This is a genomic window from Galbibacter sp. PAP.153, from assembly GCF_037029175.1.
Classification (GTDB): domain Bacteria; phylum Bacteroidota; class Bacteroidia; order Flavobacteriales; family Flavobacteriaceae; genus Galbibacter; species Galbibacter pacificus.
Map to the genome: position 1 here is coordinate 61,034 of NZ_JAZEUN010000019.1, position 17,682 is coordinate 78,715.

The 17,682-nt window shown below is 35.9% G+C and carries 18 protein-coding genes and 1 tRNA gene; 10 read left to right on the forward strand and 9 right to left on the reverse strand.

The window, feature by feature from the left end:
- Positions 1–138: 138 nt before the first annotated feature.
- Entirely contained in the window at positions 139–738 is a 600-nt protein-coding gene (locus UXI14_RS13005) for a TetR family transcriptional regulator (protein ID WP_335966506.1), read from the forward strand.
- Here UXI14_RS13005 and UXI14_RS13010 read toward each other — a convergent pair.
- The 5 genes from UXI14_RS13010 to UXI14_RS13030 form a co-directional block, all read right to left on the reverse strand.
- Complete coding sequence (locus UXI14_RS13010) at positions 735–983, reverse strand: hypothetical protein (protein ID WP_277901309.1); 249 nt, start codon at positions 981–983, stop codon at positions 735–737. The genes UXI14_RS13005 and UXI14_RS13010 overlap by 4 nt on opposite strands.
- Positions 984–985: 2 nt before the next feature.
- Complete coding sequence (locus UXI14_RS13015; RefSeq protein ID WP_335966507.1) at positions 986–1,450, reverse strand: RNA methyltransferase; 465 nt, start codon at positions 1,448–1,450, stop codon at positions 986–988.
- Between the two features lie 99 nt (positions 1,451–1,549).
- Entirely contained in the window at positions 1,550–3,127 is a 1,578-nt protein-coding gene (locus UXI14_RS13020; protein WP_335966508.1) for a family 43 glycosylhydrolase, read from the reverse strand.
- Positions 3,128–3,305: 178 nt separating this feature from the next.
- The gene (locus UXI14_RS13025; RefSeq protein WP_335966509.1) at positions 3,306–4,304 is read right to left on the reverse strand and encodes an aldo/keto reductase; all 999 of its coding nucleotides are present in this window, start codon (positions 4,302–4,304) and stop codon (positions 3,306–3,308) included.
- 92 nt (positions 4,305–4,396) lie between these two features.
- The gene (locus UXI14_RS13030; RefSeq protein ID WP_335966510.1) at positions 4,397–4,963 is read right to left on the reverse strand and encodes a Crp/Fnr family transcriptional regulator; all 567 of its coding nucleotides are present in this window, start codon (positions 4,961–4,963) and stop codon (positions 4,397–4,399) included.
- 373 nt (positions 4,964–5,336) lie between these two features.
- Here UXI14_RS13030 and UXI14_RS13035 point away from each other — a divergent pair, with 373 nt between their 5' ends.
- The 5 genes from UXI14_RS13035 (at position 5,337) to UXI14_RS13055 (ending at position 8,895) form a co-directional block, all read left to right on the forward strand.
- Positions 5,337–5,783 (forward strand): MarR family transcriptional regulator, encoded by a 447-nt coding sequence (locus UXI14_RS13035; RefSeq protein WP_277901314.1) that lies wholly within the window; start codon positions 5,337–5,339, stop codon positions 5,781–5,783.
- A 4-nt stretch (positions 5,784–5,787) separates the two neighbouring features.
- Positions 5,788–6,291: a transposase gene (locus tag UXI14_RS13040; RefSeq protein WP_335966511.1), complete on the forward strand. Its 504-nt coding sequence runs from the start codon at positions 5,788–5,790 to the stop codon at positions 6,289–6,291.
- 31 nt (positions 6,292–6,322) lie between these two features.
- On the forward strand, positions 6,323–6,883 hold the full coding sequence (locus UXI14_RS13045; RefSeq protein ID WP_335966512.1) for a hypothetical protein: 561 nt from the start codon (positions 6,323–6,325) through the stop codon (positions 6,881–6,883).
- 20 nt (positions 6,884–6,903) lie between these two features.
- Positions 6,904–8,115 carry a TCR/Tet family MFS transporter gene (locus UXI14_RS13050; RefSeq protein WP_335966513.1) on the forward strand — a complete coding sequence of 404 codons (1,212 nt, stop codon included), beginning with the start codon at positions 6,904–6,906 and terminating at the stop codon, positions 8,113–8,115.
- A 339-nt stretch (positions 8,116–8,454) separates the two neighbouring features.
- Positions 8,455–8,895: a DinB family protein gene (locus UXI14_RS13055; protein WP_335966514.1), complete on the forward strand. Its 441-nt coding sequence runs from the start codon at positions 8,455–8,457 to the stop codon at positions 8,893–8,895.
- 480 nt (positions 8,896–9,375) lie between these two features.
- Here UXI14_RS13055 and UXI14_RS13060 read toward each other — a convergent pair whose 3' ends face one another.
- The 3 genes from UXI14_RS13060 to UXI14_RS13070 all read right to left on the reverse strand — a co-directional run bounded on the left by UXI14_RS13060 (position 9,376) and on the right by UXI14_RS13070 (position 12,388).
- Positions 9,376–9,744, reverse strand: a complete 369-nt coding sequence (locus tag UXI14_RS13060) for a hypothetical protein (RefSeq protein WP_335966515.1) — start codon at positions 9,742–9,744, stop codon at positions 9,376–9,378.
- Positions 9,745–9,814: 70 nt separating this feature from the next.
- The gene (locus tag UXI14_RS13065; RefSeq protein WP_335966516.1) at positions 9,815–10,654 is read right to left on the reverse strand and encodes a phytoene/squalene synthase family protein; all 840 of its coding nucleotides are present in this window, start codon (positions 10,652–10,654) and stop codon (positions 9,815–9,817) included.
- A 237-nt stretch (positions 10,655–10,891) separates the two neighbouring features.
- Positions 10,892–12,388 carry a fasciclin domain-containing protein gene (locus tag UXI14_RS13070; RefSeq protein ID WP_335966517.1) on the reverse strand — a complete coding sequence of 499 codons (1,497 nt, stop codon included), beginning with the start codon at positions 12,386–12,388 and terminating at the stop codon, positions 10,892–10,894.
- Between the two features lie 167 nt (positions 12,389–12,555).
- Here UXI14_RS13070 and UXI14_RS13075 point away from each other — a divergent pair, with 167 nt between their 5' ends.
- A complete protein-coding gene (locus UXI14_RS13075) occupies positions 12,556–13,422 on the forward strand; it encodes a MerR family transcriptional regulator (protein WP_335966518.1) in 867 nt (288 codons plus the stop codon).
- Between the two features lie 191 nt (positions 13,423–13,613).
- Here UXI14_RS13075 and UXI14_RS13080 read toward each other — a convergent pair.
- Positions 13,614–13,686: transfer RNA gene (locus tag UXI14_RS13080), tRNA-Met, on the reverse strand.
- Between the two features lie 126 nt (positions 13,687–13,812).
- Between UXI14_RS13080 and UXI14_RS13085 the strand changes: the two genes are divergently transcribed.
- The 3 genes from UXI14_RS13085 (at position 13,813) to UXI14_RS13095 (ending at position 17,681) form a co-directional block, all read left to right on the forward strand.
- Positions 13,813–15,180: an alanine/glycine:cation symporter family protein gene (locus tag UXI14_RS13085; RefSeq protein WP_335966519.1), complete on the forward strand. Its 1,368-nt coding sequence runs from the start codon at positions 13,813–13,815 to the stop codon at positions 15,178–15,180.
- The gene (era, locus tag UXI14_RS13090) at positions 15,167–16,054 is read left to right on the forward strand and encodes a GTPase Era (protein ID WP_335966520.1); all 888 of its coding nucleotides are present in this window, start codon (positions 15,167–15,169) and stop codon (positions 16,052–16,054) included. Before UXI14_RS13085 ends, era begins: the two co-directional genes overlap by 14 nt.
- A gap of 103 nt (positions 16,055–16,157) precedes the next feature.
- Positions 16,158–17,681 carry a choice-of-anchor I family protein gene (locus UXI14_RS13095; RefSeq protein WP_335966521.1) on the forward strand — a complete coding sequence of 508 codons (1,524 nt, stop codon included), beginning with the start codon at positions 16,158–16,160 and terminating at the stop codon, positions 17,679–17,681.
- Position 17,682: the final 1 nt, after the last annotated feature.

The following is a 17,682-nucleotide window of genomic DNA, read 5'->3' on the forward strand; positions in this document are numbered from 1 at the left end:
GTTAAATGTATTTTATTAAAAAATAAATTGAATGAATGTTCAATTTAAAAAAATATTATGATAATGTTTAATTATTGTTAAACGTATTCTGTTATCTATAAACAAATCAAAGTGTTATATTTGTTTAAAACAGTGCGAGTGGGAAGAAAAAATTTGACAGATAAAAGACGTAAGGAGATTATCAAATCTTTTTATAAGGTGGCCAAAAAAATAGGTTTGGAAAATGCTTCAATTGCCAAGGTTGCCGATGAAATGGGTATAAGCAATGGTTTGGTCATGCACTATTTTAAAACGCGAGACGATTTATTAATAGGGTTGAATGAATATATACTAGAACGGCATTTGAATATTGTTAGCTCCAAAGAGTTTGGGGAAATCAATTCAGAAGAACGGTTGATTAGCTTTATTGAAAGTCTCTTTTCAAGAAAATGGAATCGGTATTTTGACGATGGGGTTTTTTACAGTTGCTATGCTTTGGTTTATAGAAAAAGCGATTTTAAAATAAGTTTTAAGCGGTACTTAGAATCATTGCATGAGGTTTTAAGATCGAAATTATACGAAGCACGTGAAAATAATGTCATAGCAAATACCGATATCGAGGAAGCTACCGAAATTATTTTTGCCTTAATTGACGGAGGATATTATTATTTGGGATTATTTAAAGAAGAAGAAACCGCATATAAAAAGCAAGTACAGTTATATGTATCGTATGCCATGCAATTATTAAAAACAGGCTAGCCTTTAGATGACAGGCTTTTTGTTGATGCGTAGATTGCAATTGCTGCCCAGACTACATTCACTAAAACATTGGGAAAATCTGATAAATAATAGGCATTTGCTATCAGGCAAATGGCTCCAATGGCATTTAAGATATGATACGTTTTTTTTCTGGCCGATATTTTTTTCATGACCAATAACAAGTATGCAATAATGAATATAATGGCGCCTACCCAGCCTATAATAGTGTAAAGTTCAATGTTCATTTTTAATAAATAACGGTTCCTTTCATTGAGCGGTCATACATAACAATACTACCTGCAACTGCCACGTTCAAGCTATAGGTAGACTTGAATTGAACTAAAATATGCGATTTTTCAATTGCTTCATTGCTCAAGCCATGATCTTCCGCTCCTAATAAATAGACAGCCCTCCGGGGATGTTGAAAGGTTTCGAGTGGTTTGGCATTTTCGTTAAGTTCAACTCCAATTAATAATGCACTCTTTGGCAAGTGCCTATAAAAATCTTCAAAAGTGTCGTAATGAAAATAAGGCATGGCGCCTACTGCTTTGTGGGTGTCGCTTGCTTGTTTATGATAACGGTTGCCAATTGTAAAGATAAAACTTGCACCCATATTTTGTGCAGACCTCCACAATACGCCTAGATTTGCAGGTGTTTTTCCATTTAGGATTCCAATACCAAAATAGCCTTGTTCTAAGTTGTCTACAACCATGAAGATAGATTAACATTTTTTCAGATGGGCATAAAATTAGGCGTTTTAACAATGATACTCAAAAAAAAGAAATTTGCACTTTTCCATTTTGGTAAAATGCTATGGATTGTAAGCTATCTTGAAATAATCAAACATGGCAGGTTTTTCGGACTTTCCGTATTGAATGAGTCCAGGGCGGGGGCTCCTGTCCCATTGTGGAAGAAAGGCTCCGTTTATGGTTGATTCACCTTCAAGTTTTATGGGTTTCCAGTTGCCTTCATCCTTCCAATAAAAGTGACATTCATTATTTTTCATGGAAATTTTAAGTTGAAGCATTTTGTAACCTTCAATAGAAACGGTTGATAAGACTTTCCGTTCATTGTTTTTTACCTGCCAAGCAATAATATTGTTATCAACAACGCCAAGACCAAGACATTGGTTGGCATCGCCATACACGGTTAGTCCTTTTAGGCTTTCGTTTTTATTGGAGATACCGGCTTCAATGGTGTAATTTCCATAAAAAGGGCGAACGGTCAGTGCGGTTCCTGCAAGATTTGTTTCTTTGGTCTGTCCAGATAGCAAAAGTTTGCCATTGTCTATGGTAACATTAGGCACAGCGTTTCTAAAATCCCATTGCCAAGACTTATTCAGTTCATTATTATTAAAATCGTCGTGAAATCCTGAAGCAATATTTTGAACGGAATTGTATGGCGATTCATTTTGTTTAGAAGGGGCTACATTACTTTTTGGTATGGGCCACCCGGTTTTTTCGTCCCAAACAATTTCGTCTATCAAGCCTTGCCTTCCGGTATAGATGTCACTTTTCTGGCTATAGGCATGGTACATATATACCCATTTTCCTTCTGTAGTTTTAACCATGGTTCCATGGCCGGGGCACTTCCATGTATTGTTGGCGGTTAAAATGGGGTTTTTGGTATATTTTTCATATGGGCCCTGAAGTGTTTTCGACCTTGCTATCCGCACATCGTAATCGCATTTGCTGCCACAACAAGCTCCTTCAGAATAAAATAAATAGTAAAAACCATCTTTTTTAACCATATATTGACCTTCTATTCCCCGTAAATTACCGTCCTTTAATATAGTGAATGGGTCGCCAACCAGTTTTAGTCCGTCATTGGAAAGCTTGGCGGCTAATAATTCTATTGGTCGTTCATCGAGCCCATATGCTTTCCAGCTTATATATAAATTGCCGTTGTCTTCCATTACAAACGGATCGATGGCTTCGCTGCCGTATTCAATTAAAACGCCATGGTCTTTAAAGCCATTTTCAATGTTTTTTGTAGTAGCCACACCAATGTAAGAAACGCCATCGCTTTTTCTTCTGGCAACATAATACAAATAAAATGTATTGTTATAATAGAATAATTCTGGCGCCCAAAATGAAGACGAAGCCCATTTGGGCGTTTTCTCGAAAGCATAGGTTGTTTGCGTCCAGTTTACAAGGTCTTTGGACGTAAATATTGGAAAATGTGGAGCCCATTCTGAGGATGTCCCGATTGCATAATATGTATTGGCGACCCTAATTACAGACGGGTCTGCAAAATCCCCAGGGATTACCGGATTGGCATATAAAGATATGTTTTTTGCGGGAATTTCGGTTTGTGACCTACTTTTTTGCTTACAACCCATAAAGGTCGATACAATAAGCAGTGTTACTAAAAAAGCTGTTTTCTTCATGCTTGGTCAATGTTTTACGGCCTAAATATAACAAATAATTAATGTCTTTTTTACTTTTATTTTTCATTGTAGTATTCTTTAAGTTTCATATAAAAAAACCTTTCAAAACGAAAGGTTTTTTTATGAAGGTTGTAATCTCCGGCTATTCCAAATCAGGGAGGGCAGTATGTATAAATAGTTACCTTTCTCCAACCCAATGCGGATAAATAGGTTCTTGAAAGCTAACATTATTTAACCTTTCCATTTGGTTTTTATTTAAGTTCCAGCCAACCGAATCTAGGTTTGAGATTAATTGTTTTTCATTTCTCGCACCTATAATTACATTATTGACCGTGGGATTTTGAAGCAACCAATTAATTGCAACTTGAGGGATGCTTTTTTCGGTTTCCGAAGCAATCTCTTCGAGCACGTCAAGGACATTGTAGAGATGCTCGTTTAATACAGGTGGGGCGCCTACCAAACCACCCGATTTTACTCTTCCTTCTGGAAGTGGGCTGTTCCTTTTTATTTTTCCGGTTAACCTTCCCCAGCCCAATGGGCTCCAGACCATTGTTCCCAGTCCTTGATCTTTTATAAGGGGCATTATTTCCTGTTCGTAATCACGGCCTATCAATGAATAATATCCCTGATAGATTACATATTTTTCCAGGTTGTTTTTTTCTGATACCGAGAGCGACTTCATTAACTGCCATGCAGCAAAATTTGAAGCACCTATATACCTCACCTTGCCACTGGAAACCATTTTGTCCAAGGTATATAGTGTTTCTTCAATGGGTGTGGACGAATCAAAGCCATGCATAAAATAGACATCTATATAATCTGTGTTCAATCTTTTTAAACTGTCGTCCAGTGCTTTAATGATATGGTAACGCGACGAACCCTTTTCGTTAGGGCCTTCCCCCATTTGAAAAGAACTTTTTGTAGCTATTAAAACCTGGTCCCTTTTTCCTTTAATGGCTTCTCCTAATATGGTTTCGGAATCGCCAAGGGAATAAACATTAGCGGTGTCAAAAAAATTAACACCCCTTTCAAGTGAAATATCGATTAGCCTTGTTGCTTCCTTGACATCGGTTTCTCCCCACCGTTGAAAGAACTCATTGGTGCCACCAAATGTTCCTGTTCCTAAACTGAGTATGGGGACTTTTAACCCCGATTTCCCTAAATTTCTGTATTCCATTTTCTTTGTCTTTTTTTGTTTAATCAAAATTCCGACAAAGCATGGATTGATTAAAGGACAAATGTCACAAATAAAATGTGATAATTATCACATTATGCATGGGATAGCCTGCTTAATGTCTCTCTGGAAACGCCCAAGTATGATGCAATCATGGTTTTGGGGATACGTTGTATCAAATTTGGATATTGCCTTAAAAAATCCTCATAGCGATTTTGTGCATTATTACTTATTAAGCATAAGATCCTTCTCTGCAAGGTAATTTGTTCAAGACTTGTTTTTTTGCTGAAGAATTTTTCCATTTTGGTTAAATCGGCACATAATTTTTCTTTCTCCTGAAAGCTGATGAAGTATGTTTGGGTATCTTCCAGGCACTGTATATTAAGCGTTGCCTTGGCATGGGTATGGTAGGCTTGGGGATCTGAGACCCATGAGCTTTCTGTTCCAAATTGTAAAATATGTTCTTTTCCTTCTTCGCCAATGTGCGAGGACTTTACCAGTCCTTTTAAAATGAAATAGTCATTATGTGCATAATTGCCTTCTTGAATAATAAATTGATGTTTCAAAAAAGATTTTTGGTCAAAATGCGAAAAGACAAAGTCAAATTCTCTATCAGATAATGCAATCGTTTTTTCTATATGTTGTTTAAGTTGCTGCTTCATTTACTAAATATAAATGATTTTTGAAACACAGGCCTATATTTAATGGCTTTTGCGTGAAGAATTTTTATGACCCATGTAAACAAAAAAAACTTTCTAAATAGAGAGGTTTTTGCTTTTGTATCCTTGATAAAATGTTTAAAACAATCATTTTATGTATGATTTGAAAAAATTGACCAGCAGATATTCTTTTATGAATAATGATTTTTCATATTCATTTTATAATGAGGTTTTTCGAGATTAATCAACAAAAAAAGTAACTTTTATCAAATTCGAACCTCTATTTAAAATTATTTGGTCTAAAAGTCTATTTTTATTTATCTTTGTTACAAAGATATTTAGATAATAAGATATTTTGTTATCAAACTAAAAAAATATGGAGACAACTAAGAACTTCAGCCAAATTAGTCGTGCCTATTCCGACACTTCAATATTAATGCATGAGGCCATTGCACGAAAAGTGGGCCTTTCTGGAACAGACCATAAATATCTCGGACTAATAATTGAATATGAAGAGATGACTGCTGGAAAGATAGCCGAAATAACAGGATTGACAACAGGTTCGGTAACGGGACTCATAGACAGGCTTGAGAAAAAGAAACTTGTACGACGGAAAGCGGATAAAAATGATCGTAGAAAAGTTTTAATTGTTCCGAACGTCACTAAAATAATGGGACTTCTTCAGCCCATTTTTTCAGATTTACAAAGAAGAACCCAAGAATTGATCGATACATTTTCTGATGAAGAAATTAATGCCATAATAAGATACTTTCTATCGGCAACTGAAATAATGAAAACCGTAACCATGGATTTAAAAAAGTGAAATAATGAATATTACTGAAAGTTACTTGTCAAGAGCTGAGCTTTGGATGCTCATTACTACATTGTTCTATTTTTTAATGAACGGGGCTCAAATTTTTGAAACAGCAGTTTTAGTACCTAAATGGACGGCCGACCCACCAGATACATTTGCTCTGTTGACCAATAAAAATGGCGCAAGTTTAAAGGTTTTTTGGATAATTCTTCATTCCTTGCACGAGCTCACTTTTATACTGGCTATTGTTTTTTGCTGGAAATTAATTCCAATTAGAAATGGGTTGTTGATACTTTTTGCCATACATTTTGCTGTAAGGGCTTGGACACTTTCTTACTTTGCAACTAATATTATTGAGTTTCAAAAAGTGGCCGAAGGCCTAAGTCCAACAGCAGACATGGTAAAACGGGCCAATATGTGGCAAAGTTTAAACTACATCCGTGTGGCTATTTTTGTAGCCTTATCAATAGGAATGATTCCCTTGTTCTTAAAATTATTAAACATAAAAAACAATTGAAAAAATTGCTCCTTGTTTAATGCTTGAAAATATGGAAAAGACTCAATTTAAAAAACTGAAAAGGGAATATCAACTTGCCAATAAAAATGGAATTGACTTTATCATATCGGCAGGTATTATATGGTTCGGATTTTTCATCATATGGTCTTTGGATTTTAAGGCCTTTCAAAAGGGTATCTATTCATTTATATGGGGTGCCGCACTTACACCGTTAGCCATTGGGATATCAAAAATATTGAAAACGAAATGGAACGTAAAGAAAAATCCTTTGCAATCTTTGGGGCCTTGGTTGCACTTTGCCCAAATGATCTATTTTCCAATTCTGATCTTTATCTTATTGAAAAGCCCACAATATTTCATAATGGCTTATGCGGTAATGATTGGGGCTAATCTTTTTCCATATGCATGGTTCTATGACGAAATGGGCTATTTTGTTTCTGCCATCTTAATATCTGTAGGAGCGGTAATAATGGCACTAACTGTTCCTGTCGGCAAAATCTATTATATACCCCTATTTACCTTTTTGGTCTTTTTGATTTTTGCAATTAGGGTATATAGGAACTACAAAAAAATTTCTCCTCAACACAATTAGAAAAAAGCCGCATAGTTAAAATGTCACGATCGCACAAATCAACCATACTATTTGTTTTAATTGTAACAGCAATGGACACCGCAGGATTAGGGATTATCTATCCGGTTTTACCACAACTCATACAAGATTTAATAAATACAGATGTTAGCAGTGCAGCCACCTATGGAGGATGGCTAACGTTTGCCTATGCGTTGATGCAGTTTGTTTTTGCACCGGTTTTAGGCAATTTGAGTGATCGGCATGGAAGGCGGATTGTATTACTAATTTCTTTATTGGGCTTCGCTATTGATTGTTTGTTCCTTGCATTTGCTCAGCATATTATTTGGCTTTTTATTGGTAGGTTTATAGCTGGAATAGCAGGGGCTAGTTATTCTGTAGCTTCTGCTTGCATTGCCGATATTAGCGATGATGAAAATAGAACCGAAAATTTTGGCTATATCAATGCTGCATATAGTTCAGGGTTGATAATTGGTCCCGTAATCGGGGGGCTTCTTGGTCAATTTGGAACGCATATCCCATTTATCGCAGCTGCTACTTTAAGTTTTGGAAATTTTATTTTCGGTTATTTTATGTTTCCAGAAACATTGGAGAAAAAGGACCGAAGAAAATTTGAAGTTAAAAGAGCCAACCCATATGGGGCATTCAAGCACTTGAGTAAATTCCCAGCGGTCATAACATTGATTGTTGCAATGTTCTTTGTTGCAATTTCAGGACATAGTATGCCGAGTGTATGGGCGTATTTTACTATTGAAAAATTTGATTGGGACACACGATTAATTGGTTATTCATTAGCGTTTTTAGGAGTGCTTTCAATTGTTGTTCAATCTTGGCTGGTAAGGTTATTGGCCAAAAAGTTTGGAGATGCCAAAATGACAATCTTTGGACTGCTATCTTCTATTTGTGGACTTTTACTAATTGCTTTTTCCGCAGTAGAGTGGTTACTATTTCCAGCTATGATGATTTATGTAATCGGTAGCGTTCAAAGAACAGGCTTTCAAAGTATTATTACATCAAATGTAGCTAAAAACGAACAAGGTGAATTACAGGGGAGTTTAAGTAGCCTTCTCGGTTTATCAACAATTATTGCACCGCCTTTATTAACAATGGCTTTTACTTTCTTTACCAAAGATAAAAGTTCAGGACTTTATTTTCCAGGAGCTCCCTATTTGATTGCTGTCGGACTAACGGTAATAAGTCTTTTAATAATGATAAAAAAGTATAGATCTATATAAAATAAAAGAAATAATGTTTGGTCAAAACGGAAGTAGGAATTTTTAAAACTATGAATAAATCGATACCTTCATACCAAGAATTCAGGTTATATAAAGGATATAAATTGATTATATGTTCTAATTGTTTCCACAACACCTTTAATGCTCAAACCCTACAATTCGTAAGCAATCATGAGTATTTTACCGATTTAACCAAAGACCGGAAAAAGAAGCTAAGGATAATGCTAGTTTAATTTTGAAAGAAGCTTTTAATAAAGCAAAGGTTATACAAATAGCTTCTTAAGGTGTTACTCCACTTGTTAGATACACACCATACATAATGAACAAAAGACATACATAATGAAACAGTTTTTTAAGGAGTTATTTGAATATAGTCATCATTTCAACCAAGGGTTGTCAGATATTTTTATAGATAAGCCAGATAAAACATCTGAAAAAGCAGTGAAGCTGTTTAATCATCTTTTGAATGCTCATCAAATTTGGAACAATAGAATTAATCCTGAACAACCGACCTTTGGTGTTTGGGAACTTCATGACACGAAAGATTTGAAGAACATAGACAAGATAAACTACGAACAAACCATGCAAATACTTGACAAATTTGATTTGAATGACAATTTAAGTTACACAAACACAAAAGGTCAAGTGTTCAACAACAGTATTCAGAACATTTGTTTTCACGTTATTAACCATTCGACCTATCACAGAGGACAAATTGCTACAGAGTTTAAGCTGCACGGAATTGAGCCATTGGTTACAGACTACATTCTTTATAAGTGATAAACAGACAGCATATAATATATCTATGTTAGATGATATCTATAAAAATGTAGGGAATGCTTTTAAATATTATTTAAAACAGCGAGAAATGACTCACAAATTTATACGACATTCTTCATCATGACTTTTGCTAAACGCCTTAAAACTTCAATATAGATGCTTTAAAATTCTATTTCTGGGTTTATTAAGGGCCAAGCCCATACAAGTCAAAAACATTGTAAAATCTATGATTAAAAAGACTTTTGCTGTTGTATGACCTTTTTTAAATTGAAGAAATTGCTCTGTAGGATGTCAATAATTTTATAAGTTCAAAGTTGCCCCGTATGTCACTCCGTGAGATAGCTTAAGATAGATTACTGGATAATATTATCATTCAACGCCTTATTGATTGCTTTATATCAATAAATGGAAATCAAAGTATTAATCAAATTTTTTATATTCTGCTTTTTAAATAATTTGTTTTGATGCCATGCCAATGAATTATAAATTTTGTAAAATAATTTTTTTGTAGGATTCTTCTATTTGCATTATATCAACATTCTTAATAATAAATAGGCTGTCAACCATTTTATTATCATATTTTAAGAACGCCGGAACATTCTTCTGTATTAGATATCTTACATATCGAGCCTCTATATCATTTGGATATTTATTGATATAATCCTCTAATGATTTTTTTCCTTTATTGAAGTAAGAAAGCTTTTTAAAAGGCCAAAAAAAATATTTGGCTTTCATCATCGTGGCTGCTGCCGTATATGGTGTTTTATGGATACATTTGATTTTCTCAGTATGGGTAAAATAAGTATTCAAATGGTCTTCGCTAGTAATCTCATGGAATAGTTTCCTCACGATATACATGTCCTTGCACGTACAGTTATTGATTAATGGCAGGCCACAGAATATAAATATGATCCAAATCTTAGATAACATATAGCTTATACTTTATATAGGATTTGGTTAAAATAAATAACTTTTCAGGATTGGAAATCCGTATCCTTTTGTTTTTGATTTTATCTGAACTGGTTCGTTTTAGCTTTGCTAAGAGGTTAAAGTAATATTTATAAGCTATGTATACGCCAAATTTACTTTCTATGGGTAGTCGCTTAATTCCATCAAGAGCAATGTCAAAGTCTTTTTCGATGTCTTTTATAATCTCGCTTTTTATTCTACAGTTAAAATCCTTGCCATTGTATAATTCAGGAAAATATATCCTGCCCAACTCTTCGGTGTCCTGTTTAAAATCCCTTAAAAAATTAATTTTTTGAAAAGCTGCGCCTAAATGCCTGGCAGAGATTTGTAATCTATTGAATTTTTGTTCATTGTTTTTTACAAAAACACGCAAGCACATCAGGCCTACTACATCTGCAGAACCATATATATATTCTTGATATGCCTCTTTGGTTTTGTAATCTGTTATATACAAGTCCCTTTCCATGCTTTTTATAAAATCTTTTACATATGGATGTAATTTATATTGATGTACAACTCTTTGAAAAGAATTAAGGATAGGATTTAGACTAATTTTTCTATTTATTGATTTTTCATAATCCTCTACAAATTCATAAAAAAGTTCTTCCTGATTATAATTATGAAATGAATCTACAATTTCATCTGCATATCTAACAAATCCATATATAGAATAAATAGCGGGTCTTATGGATGTAGCGAATAGTCGTATTCCCAAAGAAAAAGAGGTGCTATAGCAACTTGTTATTACTTTACTGCACTTTAAACTGGACTGGTCGAACAAAATTTTCATAACATGGCATGCATTTTAATGAGAATGCTTATTTTTAGATATGATAGATAATAATTCGGCTAAGTTTGGCATAGATTAGTCTTTGTGCGTGAATTGGTTGCATGAAGTATAAAAAATAAGGGTTGAAAATTGGGTATATCCGCTGCGTTTATTTTTTTTGAACTAAAAAACTGACATAATTATACATTAAGGTTTATGTCAGTTTTTTCCAAGCATCAATTAATAAAAACCACAACTTTATTTCATTAAAACCTTATCGATAATATGTACAATTCCGTTACTTCCCTCAACATCTGCCGTAGAAACCAGGGCTAAATTATTTTGAGCATCTTTTATGGATACGTTGCCGTCGATTATTACAGTAACATTTCCACCTTGGGCTGTTTCAATTGTTTGTCCGTCGCTCAAACTTGAAGAGTTTGCTGCTGTACCTATTACGACGTGATATTTTAAAATATCTGCCAAAAGTTCTTTTTCTTCTGCGGTATCAAAGTCGTCTATACTATTGTATTCATCGCCAAGACTATTAAGCAATGCTTGAAAGGCATCGTTAGTTGGGGCAAAAACCGTAAAAGGGCCTTCGCCTTGAAGTAACTCCACAAATCCTGCGTCTGCTTGAACAAGAGCATTTACCAACATGCTTAAGCTGGAGGTCTCTTGAGCTAGTTCAACAATGTTCATCGCATTATTTCCTGCTAAAAAATCCGTAGCCTCTTGTGGCAATAGTACTTTATCTATTATATGGGCAACTCCATTAGAAGCATCAATATCTACAGCTGTAATATTTGCATTTATACCAGTGGCATCTCCTAAGACAAACGTGTTTTCAGAGGCTATAAGGTCAATTGAATTATCGGTTAAAGCGGTCTCTACCATGCCCTCAGATAAATCGGAGGCCATCACCTCTGCCGTAATTACATGATAGAGAAGGATATTTTTTAAAAGAGCTATTTCCTCTTCGGTATCAAAATCATCCAAACTATTGTAGTCTTCACCCATCATGTCCAGCAAATCGGCAAAGGCATCATTGGTCGGGGCGAAAACGGTAAACGGACCTTCTCCTGAAAGCACATCTCCCAAATTTGCTTTAATTACTGCGGCTTCTAATATGGACAAGTCTTCTGTTTGAGCAACAATTTCAACTAAGTTTTGCTTATTAATGGCATCAATGACCACTTGTGGCAGCAAAACTTTGTCGATTACATGAACGATACCATTACTAGCCATAACATCTGCTTGAACGACCATGGCCTCGGTATCGGTTGCGTCCTTCAAATGCACGCCGCCATCTATCGAAACCGTTAAACCTTCACCTTGAACGGTTTCCAATTCTTGCCCATCCAAAAGATCGCCCGACATGGCTTTGGTTCCCGCAATTACATGGTATTGTAAAATTAATTTTAGTAATACTCTTTTTTCTTGAGTATTAAAATCATCTAAGGTATTATAACCGTCCAGCCCATCTAAAAGATTTTGAAAGGCCTCATTGGTCGGAGCAAAAACCGTAAAGCTTCCTTCACTGCTCAAGGTGCCTATTAAATCGGAATCTTCATTCTCATCAGCTTTGGTCAATGCGGCAACCAAGCTACTTAGACTAGAAGTTGATTGGGCAGTTTCAACAATGTTAAGGTCTTCTTCCGTAGGAGGTGTGGTAGAATCATCGTCATCGCTGCAGGAATACATAAATGCAACAACCCCGAATAAAATCAAGGTATACTTAGCCAAGTTTTTCATAATGTCTATATTTTTTTGGTTTAATGTTAGACAAATATAATAAAATATATATATTAGTCTAATATTTTTAATAAAAATATAGACATATGTAAAATGTAGTGTTTGTGGTGAAGATGGATGGATTATAAATCATTTTTTAATTAGCTTTGAGGTCTAATACGTTAAGTATGGGGAAATACACAATAGCACAGATTGTTTCGTTAACAGGAATAAAGGCACATACACTACGCAAGTGGGAGGCTCGATATCATTTTATTAAACCTGAAAGAACAAATACTAATATTCGTTATTACTCTGATAGTCAGTTAAAAAAACTTTTGAATATAAGTATCCTTTCCCGAAATGGTTATAGGATTTCACAGATAGATAAAATGTCTGATAATGAAATACACGATACCATAAAAAGCATATTGATTGATGCATCTTATGAAGATGAAGTGAATTCGTTGACCCTGACTATGCTCAGCATGGATGAGGCCTCTTTCCACGCAATTATTGATAAAGAAATACTAAGAAAAGGGATTTTGACAACAATCACGGATTTGCTTTATCCCTTTTTGCAGCAGGTAGGTGTTCTATGGGGCAATAACAGGGCTATGCCTGCACAAGAGCATTTTATGTCAAATTTAATTAGACAAAAAATTTTTTCTGCAACAGATTACCTGCCTCCTCCAAAAGAAAATTCGTTAAGTATTGTTTTATTCTTACCTGAGGGTGAAAACCATGAGATAGGATTACTTTTGTCTAATTTTATAGCACGGAAATTAGGTTGGAAAACTTATTATTTAGGACAAAGTGTTCCTACGGAGAATATTAAAAAAATTGATAAAATTACCAATGCCGATCTATACTTCACAATGTTTGTTTCAATTAACCAAGAAGTTATTAATTCTAAAATTGATGAATTACTGAAAGGGCATCAAAAACCATTATTGTTGGCCGGGATAATACCGGGGATTGAAAATATACAAGGCAGGGCCACCTATTTAACCAGCCCAAAAGAATTCATTGATTTTTTAATGAATTTTTCTTGAGAAAGTATAAACTAAAACACCATTTTTATTTAATTATAAATAGCTTTATGGAGAGGGTTGGTATGAATCCCAAAGACTTATTGGGAATCCATAATCCATAAATTATTTGAGTCTATCTCAACAATGGAAAAGGGATTCGAAGAAGGTTGAAAAAGAAAAAGTCGGCGATAATGCCGACTTCTCTTCTCTAGTAGCGGGAACTGGACTCGAACCAGTGACCTTCGGGTTATGAGCCCGACGAGCTACCTACTGCTCTATCCCGCGATGTTTGCGAGTGCAAATATACAACACTTTTATACATCTGCAAGGGTTATACCTATTTTATTTAAAATAATTTTCTTTTTCCTTTTTTTCTTTCGCCAATCCAATGATTTATTTACTTTAGTTTTTATGGACAAAATTAATGATGTTATCAAATCCCTTATTCCGTATGCCGAATGGGCAATGCTTATTTTTGTGATTGGAGGCGGTATATTTTTATTGCTTTACTCCCGATTTAAACCTTATAGAATGTTTGGCCATGCCATTCAAGTGGTGAGGGGAAAACACGACGACCCAGAAGATCCCGGGCAAATAAGTCATTTACAGGCATTATCGTCGGCCGTAGCCGCCACGGTAGGGCTTGGTAATATATCGGGAGTGGCAATAGCTATTTATCAAGGTGGTCCGGGAGTTGTTTTTTGGATGTGGCTCACCGCTATTGTGGGGATGGTAATCAAATTTTATTCATGTAGTTTGGCAGTTATGTATAGAACCATAGACAATAAAGGCGCTATTGAGTCGGGGCCCATGCATTATATGACCAAAGGAATTGGTAAAACCGGTAAATCATTGGCTGTTTTCTTCTCTATTGCAGGGCTTATTGGGTTTTTAGGGGTGTTTACGGTAAACCAGTTTACGCAAACTTTTATGAGTGTGGTAAATCCCGATATTAACATTGCTCCATTAGGCGATTTTAACTGGAAGCTTATTCTGGGGCTTACACTTTCTTTACTCACATCATTGGTTATTTTTGGCGGCTTAAAAAAAATTGCCCGCGTTGCAACCGCCATTGTACCCTTTATGGTCGCCCTTTATTTTATCGCGGTTATATTTATAATGGCTACTAATGCCGGTGCCATATTTCCTTCGTTTAAATTAATTTTTCAAGAAGCGTTTAATTTTGAAACAGCAATAAAAGGAGGTTTTTGGGGGTTGGTTATTCTTGGGGTGAGAAGGGCCGTTTTTTCTAATGAATCCGGTTTGGGGAGTGCACCTATGTACCATGGGGAATCCAAAACAAACGAGCCCGTTCAGGAAGGGCTGGTTGCCATGTTGGGGCCTTTTATAGATACCATAGTAGTTTGTACCTTAACAGCCTTGACTATAATTATTAGCGGTGCTTACCTGGAAGTAGAAAACAATGGTATAGCTATGACCTTGTTGGCCTTTGAAAAATCCTTGTATGGATATGGAGATATTCTGTTAATGCTTATCGTGGCCGCCTTTGCAATGTCCACTTTATTTACATATTCTTATTATGGTACAAAGTGCTTGACTTTTTTGACCAATGTAAAAATTGGAAAGTTTTTTAACGTTTATTACATAGCTACCATTACCTTTGCAGCAATTACTTCTGTTGGGGTTGTTATTAATTTAATCGATTTGGCCTATGCTTTAATGTGTATTCCAAACATGATTGCCGTTATTTATCTGTCCCCCAAGGTAAACGCATCGTTAAAAGGCTATGTAAAAAAGTTAAAAAATGAAGGGTCATAAAGCAGGTTTTGTAAATATTATTGGTAATCCAAACGTTGGAAAATCAACATTGATGAATGCCTTTGTAGGTGAAAAACTTTCCATAATTACCTCCAAAGCACAAACTACCAGACACCGTATCTTCGGAATAGTTAATGGTGATGATTTTCAAATTGTTTTTTCGGATACCCCCGGGATTATTAAACCCGCTTATGAACTGCAACAATCCATGATGGATTTTGTAAAATCGGCTTTTGAAGATGCAGATGTACTTGTTTATATGGTCGAAATAGGAGAAAAGGACCTAAAAGATGAAGCTTTCTTTAAAAAAATAACCCATGCTAAAATCCCCGTGTTGCTTCTGCTAAACAAAATAGATATATCTTCCCAGGAGATATTGGAAGAACAGGTGAAGCAATGGAAAGAAAAAGTTCCAAATGCCGAGATCTATCCTATTTCTGCCTTGCAAAACTTTAATATAGGTACCGTTTTTAACCGTATATTGGAGCTGCTGCCAGAATCTCAGCCTTTTTATCCAAAGGATCAGTTAACCGACAAGCCGGAAAGATTTTTTGTAAACGAGACCATTCGTGAGAAAATTTTGCTGAACTATAAAAAAGAGATTCCCTATGCAGTCGAAGTTGAAACCGAAGAGTTTCTGGAAGACGAAAAAATTATCCGTATCCGTTCGGTAATCATGGTAGAGCGGGATACACAAAAAGGCATCATCATTGGCCATAAAGGAGGTGCATTAAAAAGGGTAGGCATCCAGTCAAGGGCCGACCTGGAAAAATTCTTCGGTAAACAAGTTCATATCGAAATTTATGTAAAGGTAAATAAAAACTGGCGTTCCGATCAAAATCAGCTACGGCGTTTCGGATATAACCAGAAATAACAATTTATTTACTTCACAACGTATTGATAACATAATCTTGCACCTATAATAACACTCACTTTAAAAGAGAACGGTTTCTTTGGGAAAACATAAAACTAACCAAATGAAACTAAAAAACAGGGTTGCTTTTGTCTCAATGGCTATTGTATTTGCCGCGTGTACATCAGACGACGACAATAATGGAGGAGAGGAGATTCCGCCATCCACAGATGTAAATTTTGCCTATGTAACAACAATTAATGCAGGCGGGACCACTGAAATTTCAGCTTTTGATGCAGAAACCAATAAATTGTTTACCGTAAACCCAGATAATAACGAGGTTATGGTATTCGATCTGTCAAACCCGTCAACACCATCACAATTGGGTACTATAGATGTTAGTGCCGTGGGAACACCCAATAGTGTTTCGGTAAAAAATGGTCTGCTTGCCGTTGCCGTTGAAGCCTCCAATAAGCAGTCCAACGGAAGCGTTATGGTATACAATGCAGCATCTCAGGCGCTTCAAAACAATTATACCGTAGGTGCGCTTCCGGATATGGTTATCTTTTCCCCTGACGGAAAATATATGGTAACTGCCAATGAAGGCGAGCCGAGCAGTGATTATTTAAACGATCCCAAAGGGAGTATAAGCATTATAGAAGTTGCATCTGGAGCGGTTTCCACATTAACTTTCGATGCTTTTGAAGCTCAGGAAACTACTTTAAAAGAAAACGGATTCAGGGTTTTTGGTCCAAATGCAAGCTTGGCACAAGATGTGGAGCCAGAATATGTGGCCATTTCAGATGATTCCAAAACAGCATGGGTAACGCTTCAGGAAAATAACGGGATTGCAAAAGTAAACCTTGCTTCAAAAGAAATTGAAGCCATATATCCATTAGGTTTTAAAGACCATTCTTTGGCAGAAAACATGCTGGATGCAAGCGATAAAGACGACATGACCGAACTGAGAAACTGGCCGGTGCTTGGAATTTACCATCCAGATGCCATTGAATATATAAATGTGGATGGTGTTTCGTATATAATCACCGCCAACGAAGGCGATGCCAGAGATTATGATGCTTTTTCTGAAGAGGAAAGGGTAGAGGACATTACATTAGACCCGACCGCTTTTCCCGATGCCGAAGTGCTTCAGGCCAAAGAAAACCTGGGACGCCTAAAAATAACGAGCACAATGGGAGACACAGACATGGATGGCGATTATGATAAATTATATGCTTATGGTGCCCGGTCCTTTTCAATTTGGTCAGAAAACGGTAGTCTTGTGTACGATAGTGGTAGCGACATATCTCAAAAAGTGCTGGAATTTACGCCGGGAAGTTTTAATGCAGATGAAGGCGAAGTAGATGGAAGGAGCGACGATAAAGGGGCAGAGCCCGAAGCTGTTGAGATATTAAAAGTTGGAGAAAGGGCGGTCCTGTTTGTGGGCTTGGAAAGAAACAGCCAGGTAATGGTTTACGATATTACCAATCCAACCGCCCCAGCGTTTATACAAATACTCGAACGGGCAGGAGATATGGCCCCCGAAGGCGTACTCGCCATAGCCGCCAGCGATAGCCCCACAGAAAAGGAGCTGTTAATAGTTACTCATGAAGATAGTGGTACAATTAGCATCTACGAAAATAAATAAA

Bases quoted from the DNA above. Each gene is read 5' to 3' on its own strand.
- UXI14_RS13010 (WP_277901309.1), bottom strand. From the start codon at position 983: ATGAACATTGAACTTTACACTATTATAGGCTGGGTAGGCGCCATTATA.
- UXI14_RS13030 (WP_335966510.1), bottom strand. From the start codon at position 4,963: ATGAAGCAGCAACTTAAACAACATATAGAAAAAACGATTGCATTATCT.
- era (WP_335966520.1), top strand. From the start codon at position 15,167: ATGAAGGGTCATAAAGCAGGTTTTGTAAATATTATTGGTAATCCAAAC.
- UXI14_RS13070 (WP_335966517.1), bottom strand. From the start codon at position 12,388: ATGAAAAACTTGGCTAAGTATACCTTGATTTTATTCGGGGTTGTTGCA.
- UXI14_RS13065 (WP_335966516.1), bottom strand. From the start codon at position 10,654: ATGAAAATTTTGTTCGACCAGTCCAGTTTAAAGTGCAGTAAAGTAATA.
- UXI14_RS13045 (WP_335966512.1), top strand. From the start codon at position 6,323: ATGGAAAAGACTCAATTTAAAAAACTGAAAAGGGAATATCAACTTGCC.
- UXI14_RS13015 (WP_335966507.1), bottom strand. From the start codon at position 1,450: ATGGTTGTAGACAACTTAGAACAAGGCTATTTTGGTATTGGAATCCTA.
- UXI14_RS13055 (WP_335966514.1), top strand. From the start codon at position 8,455: ATGAAACAGTTTTTTAAGGAGTTATTTGAATATAGTCATCATTTCAAC.
- UXI14_RS13050 (WP_335966513.1), top strand. From the start codon at position 6,904: ATGTCACGATCGCACAAATCAACCATACTATTTGTTTTAATTGTAACA.
- UXI14_RS13025 (WP_335966509.1), bottom strand. From the start codon at position 4,304: ATGGAATACAGAAATTTAGGGAAATCGGGGTTAAAAGTCCCCATACTC.
- UXI14_RS13040 (WP_335966511.1), top strand. From the start codon at position 5,788: ATGAATATTACTGAAAGTTACTTGTCAAGAGCTGAGCTTTGGATGCTC.
- UXI14_RS13095 (WP_335966521.1), top strand. From the start codon at position 16,158: ATGAAACTAAAAAACAGGGTTGCTTTTGTCTCAATGGCTATTGTATTT.
- UXI14_RS13035 (WP_277901314.1), top strand. From the start codon at position 5,337: ATGGAGACAACTAAGAACTTCAGCCAAATTAGTCGTGCCTATTCCGAC.
- UXI14_RS13075 (WP_335966518.1), top strand. From the start codon at position 12,556: ATGGGGAAATACACAATAGCACAGATTGTTTCGTTAACAGGAATAAAG.
- UXI14_RS13085 (WP_335966519.1), top strand. From the start codon at position 13,813: ATGGACAAAATTAATGATGTTATCAAATCCCTTATTCCGTATGCCGAA.
- UXI14_RS13020 (WP_335966508.1), bottom strand. From the start codon at position 3,127: ATGAAGAAAACAGCTTTTTTAGTAACACTGCTTATTGTATCGACCTTT.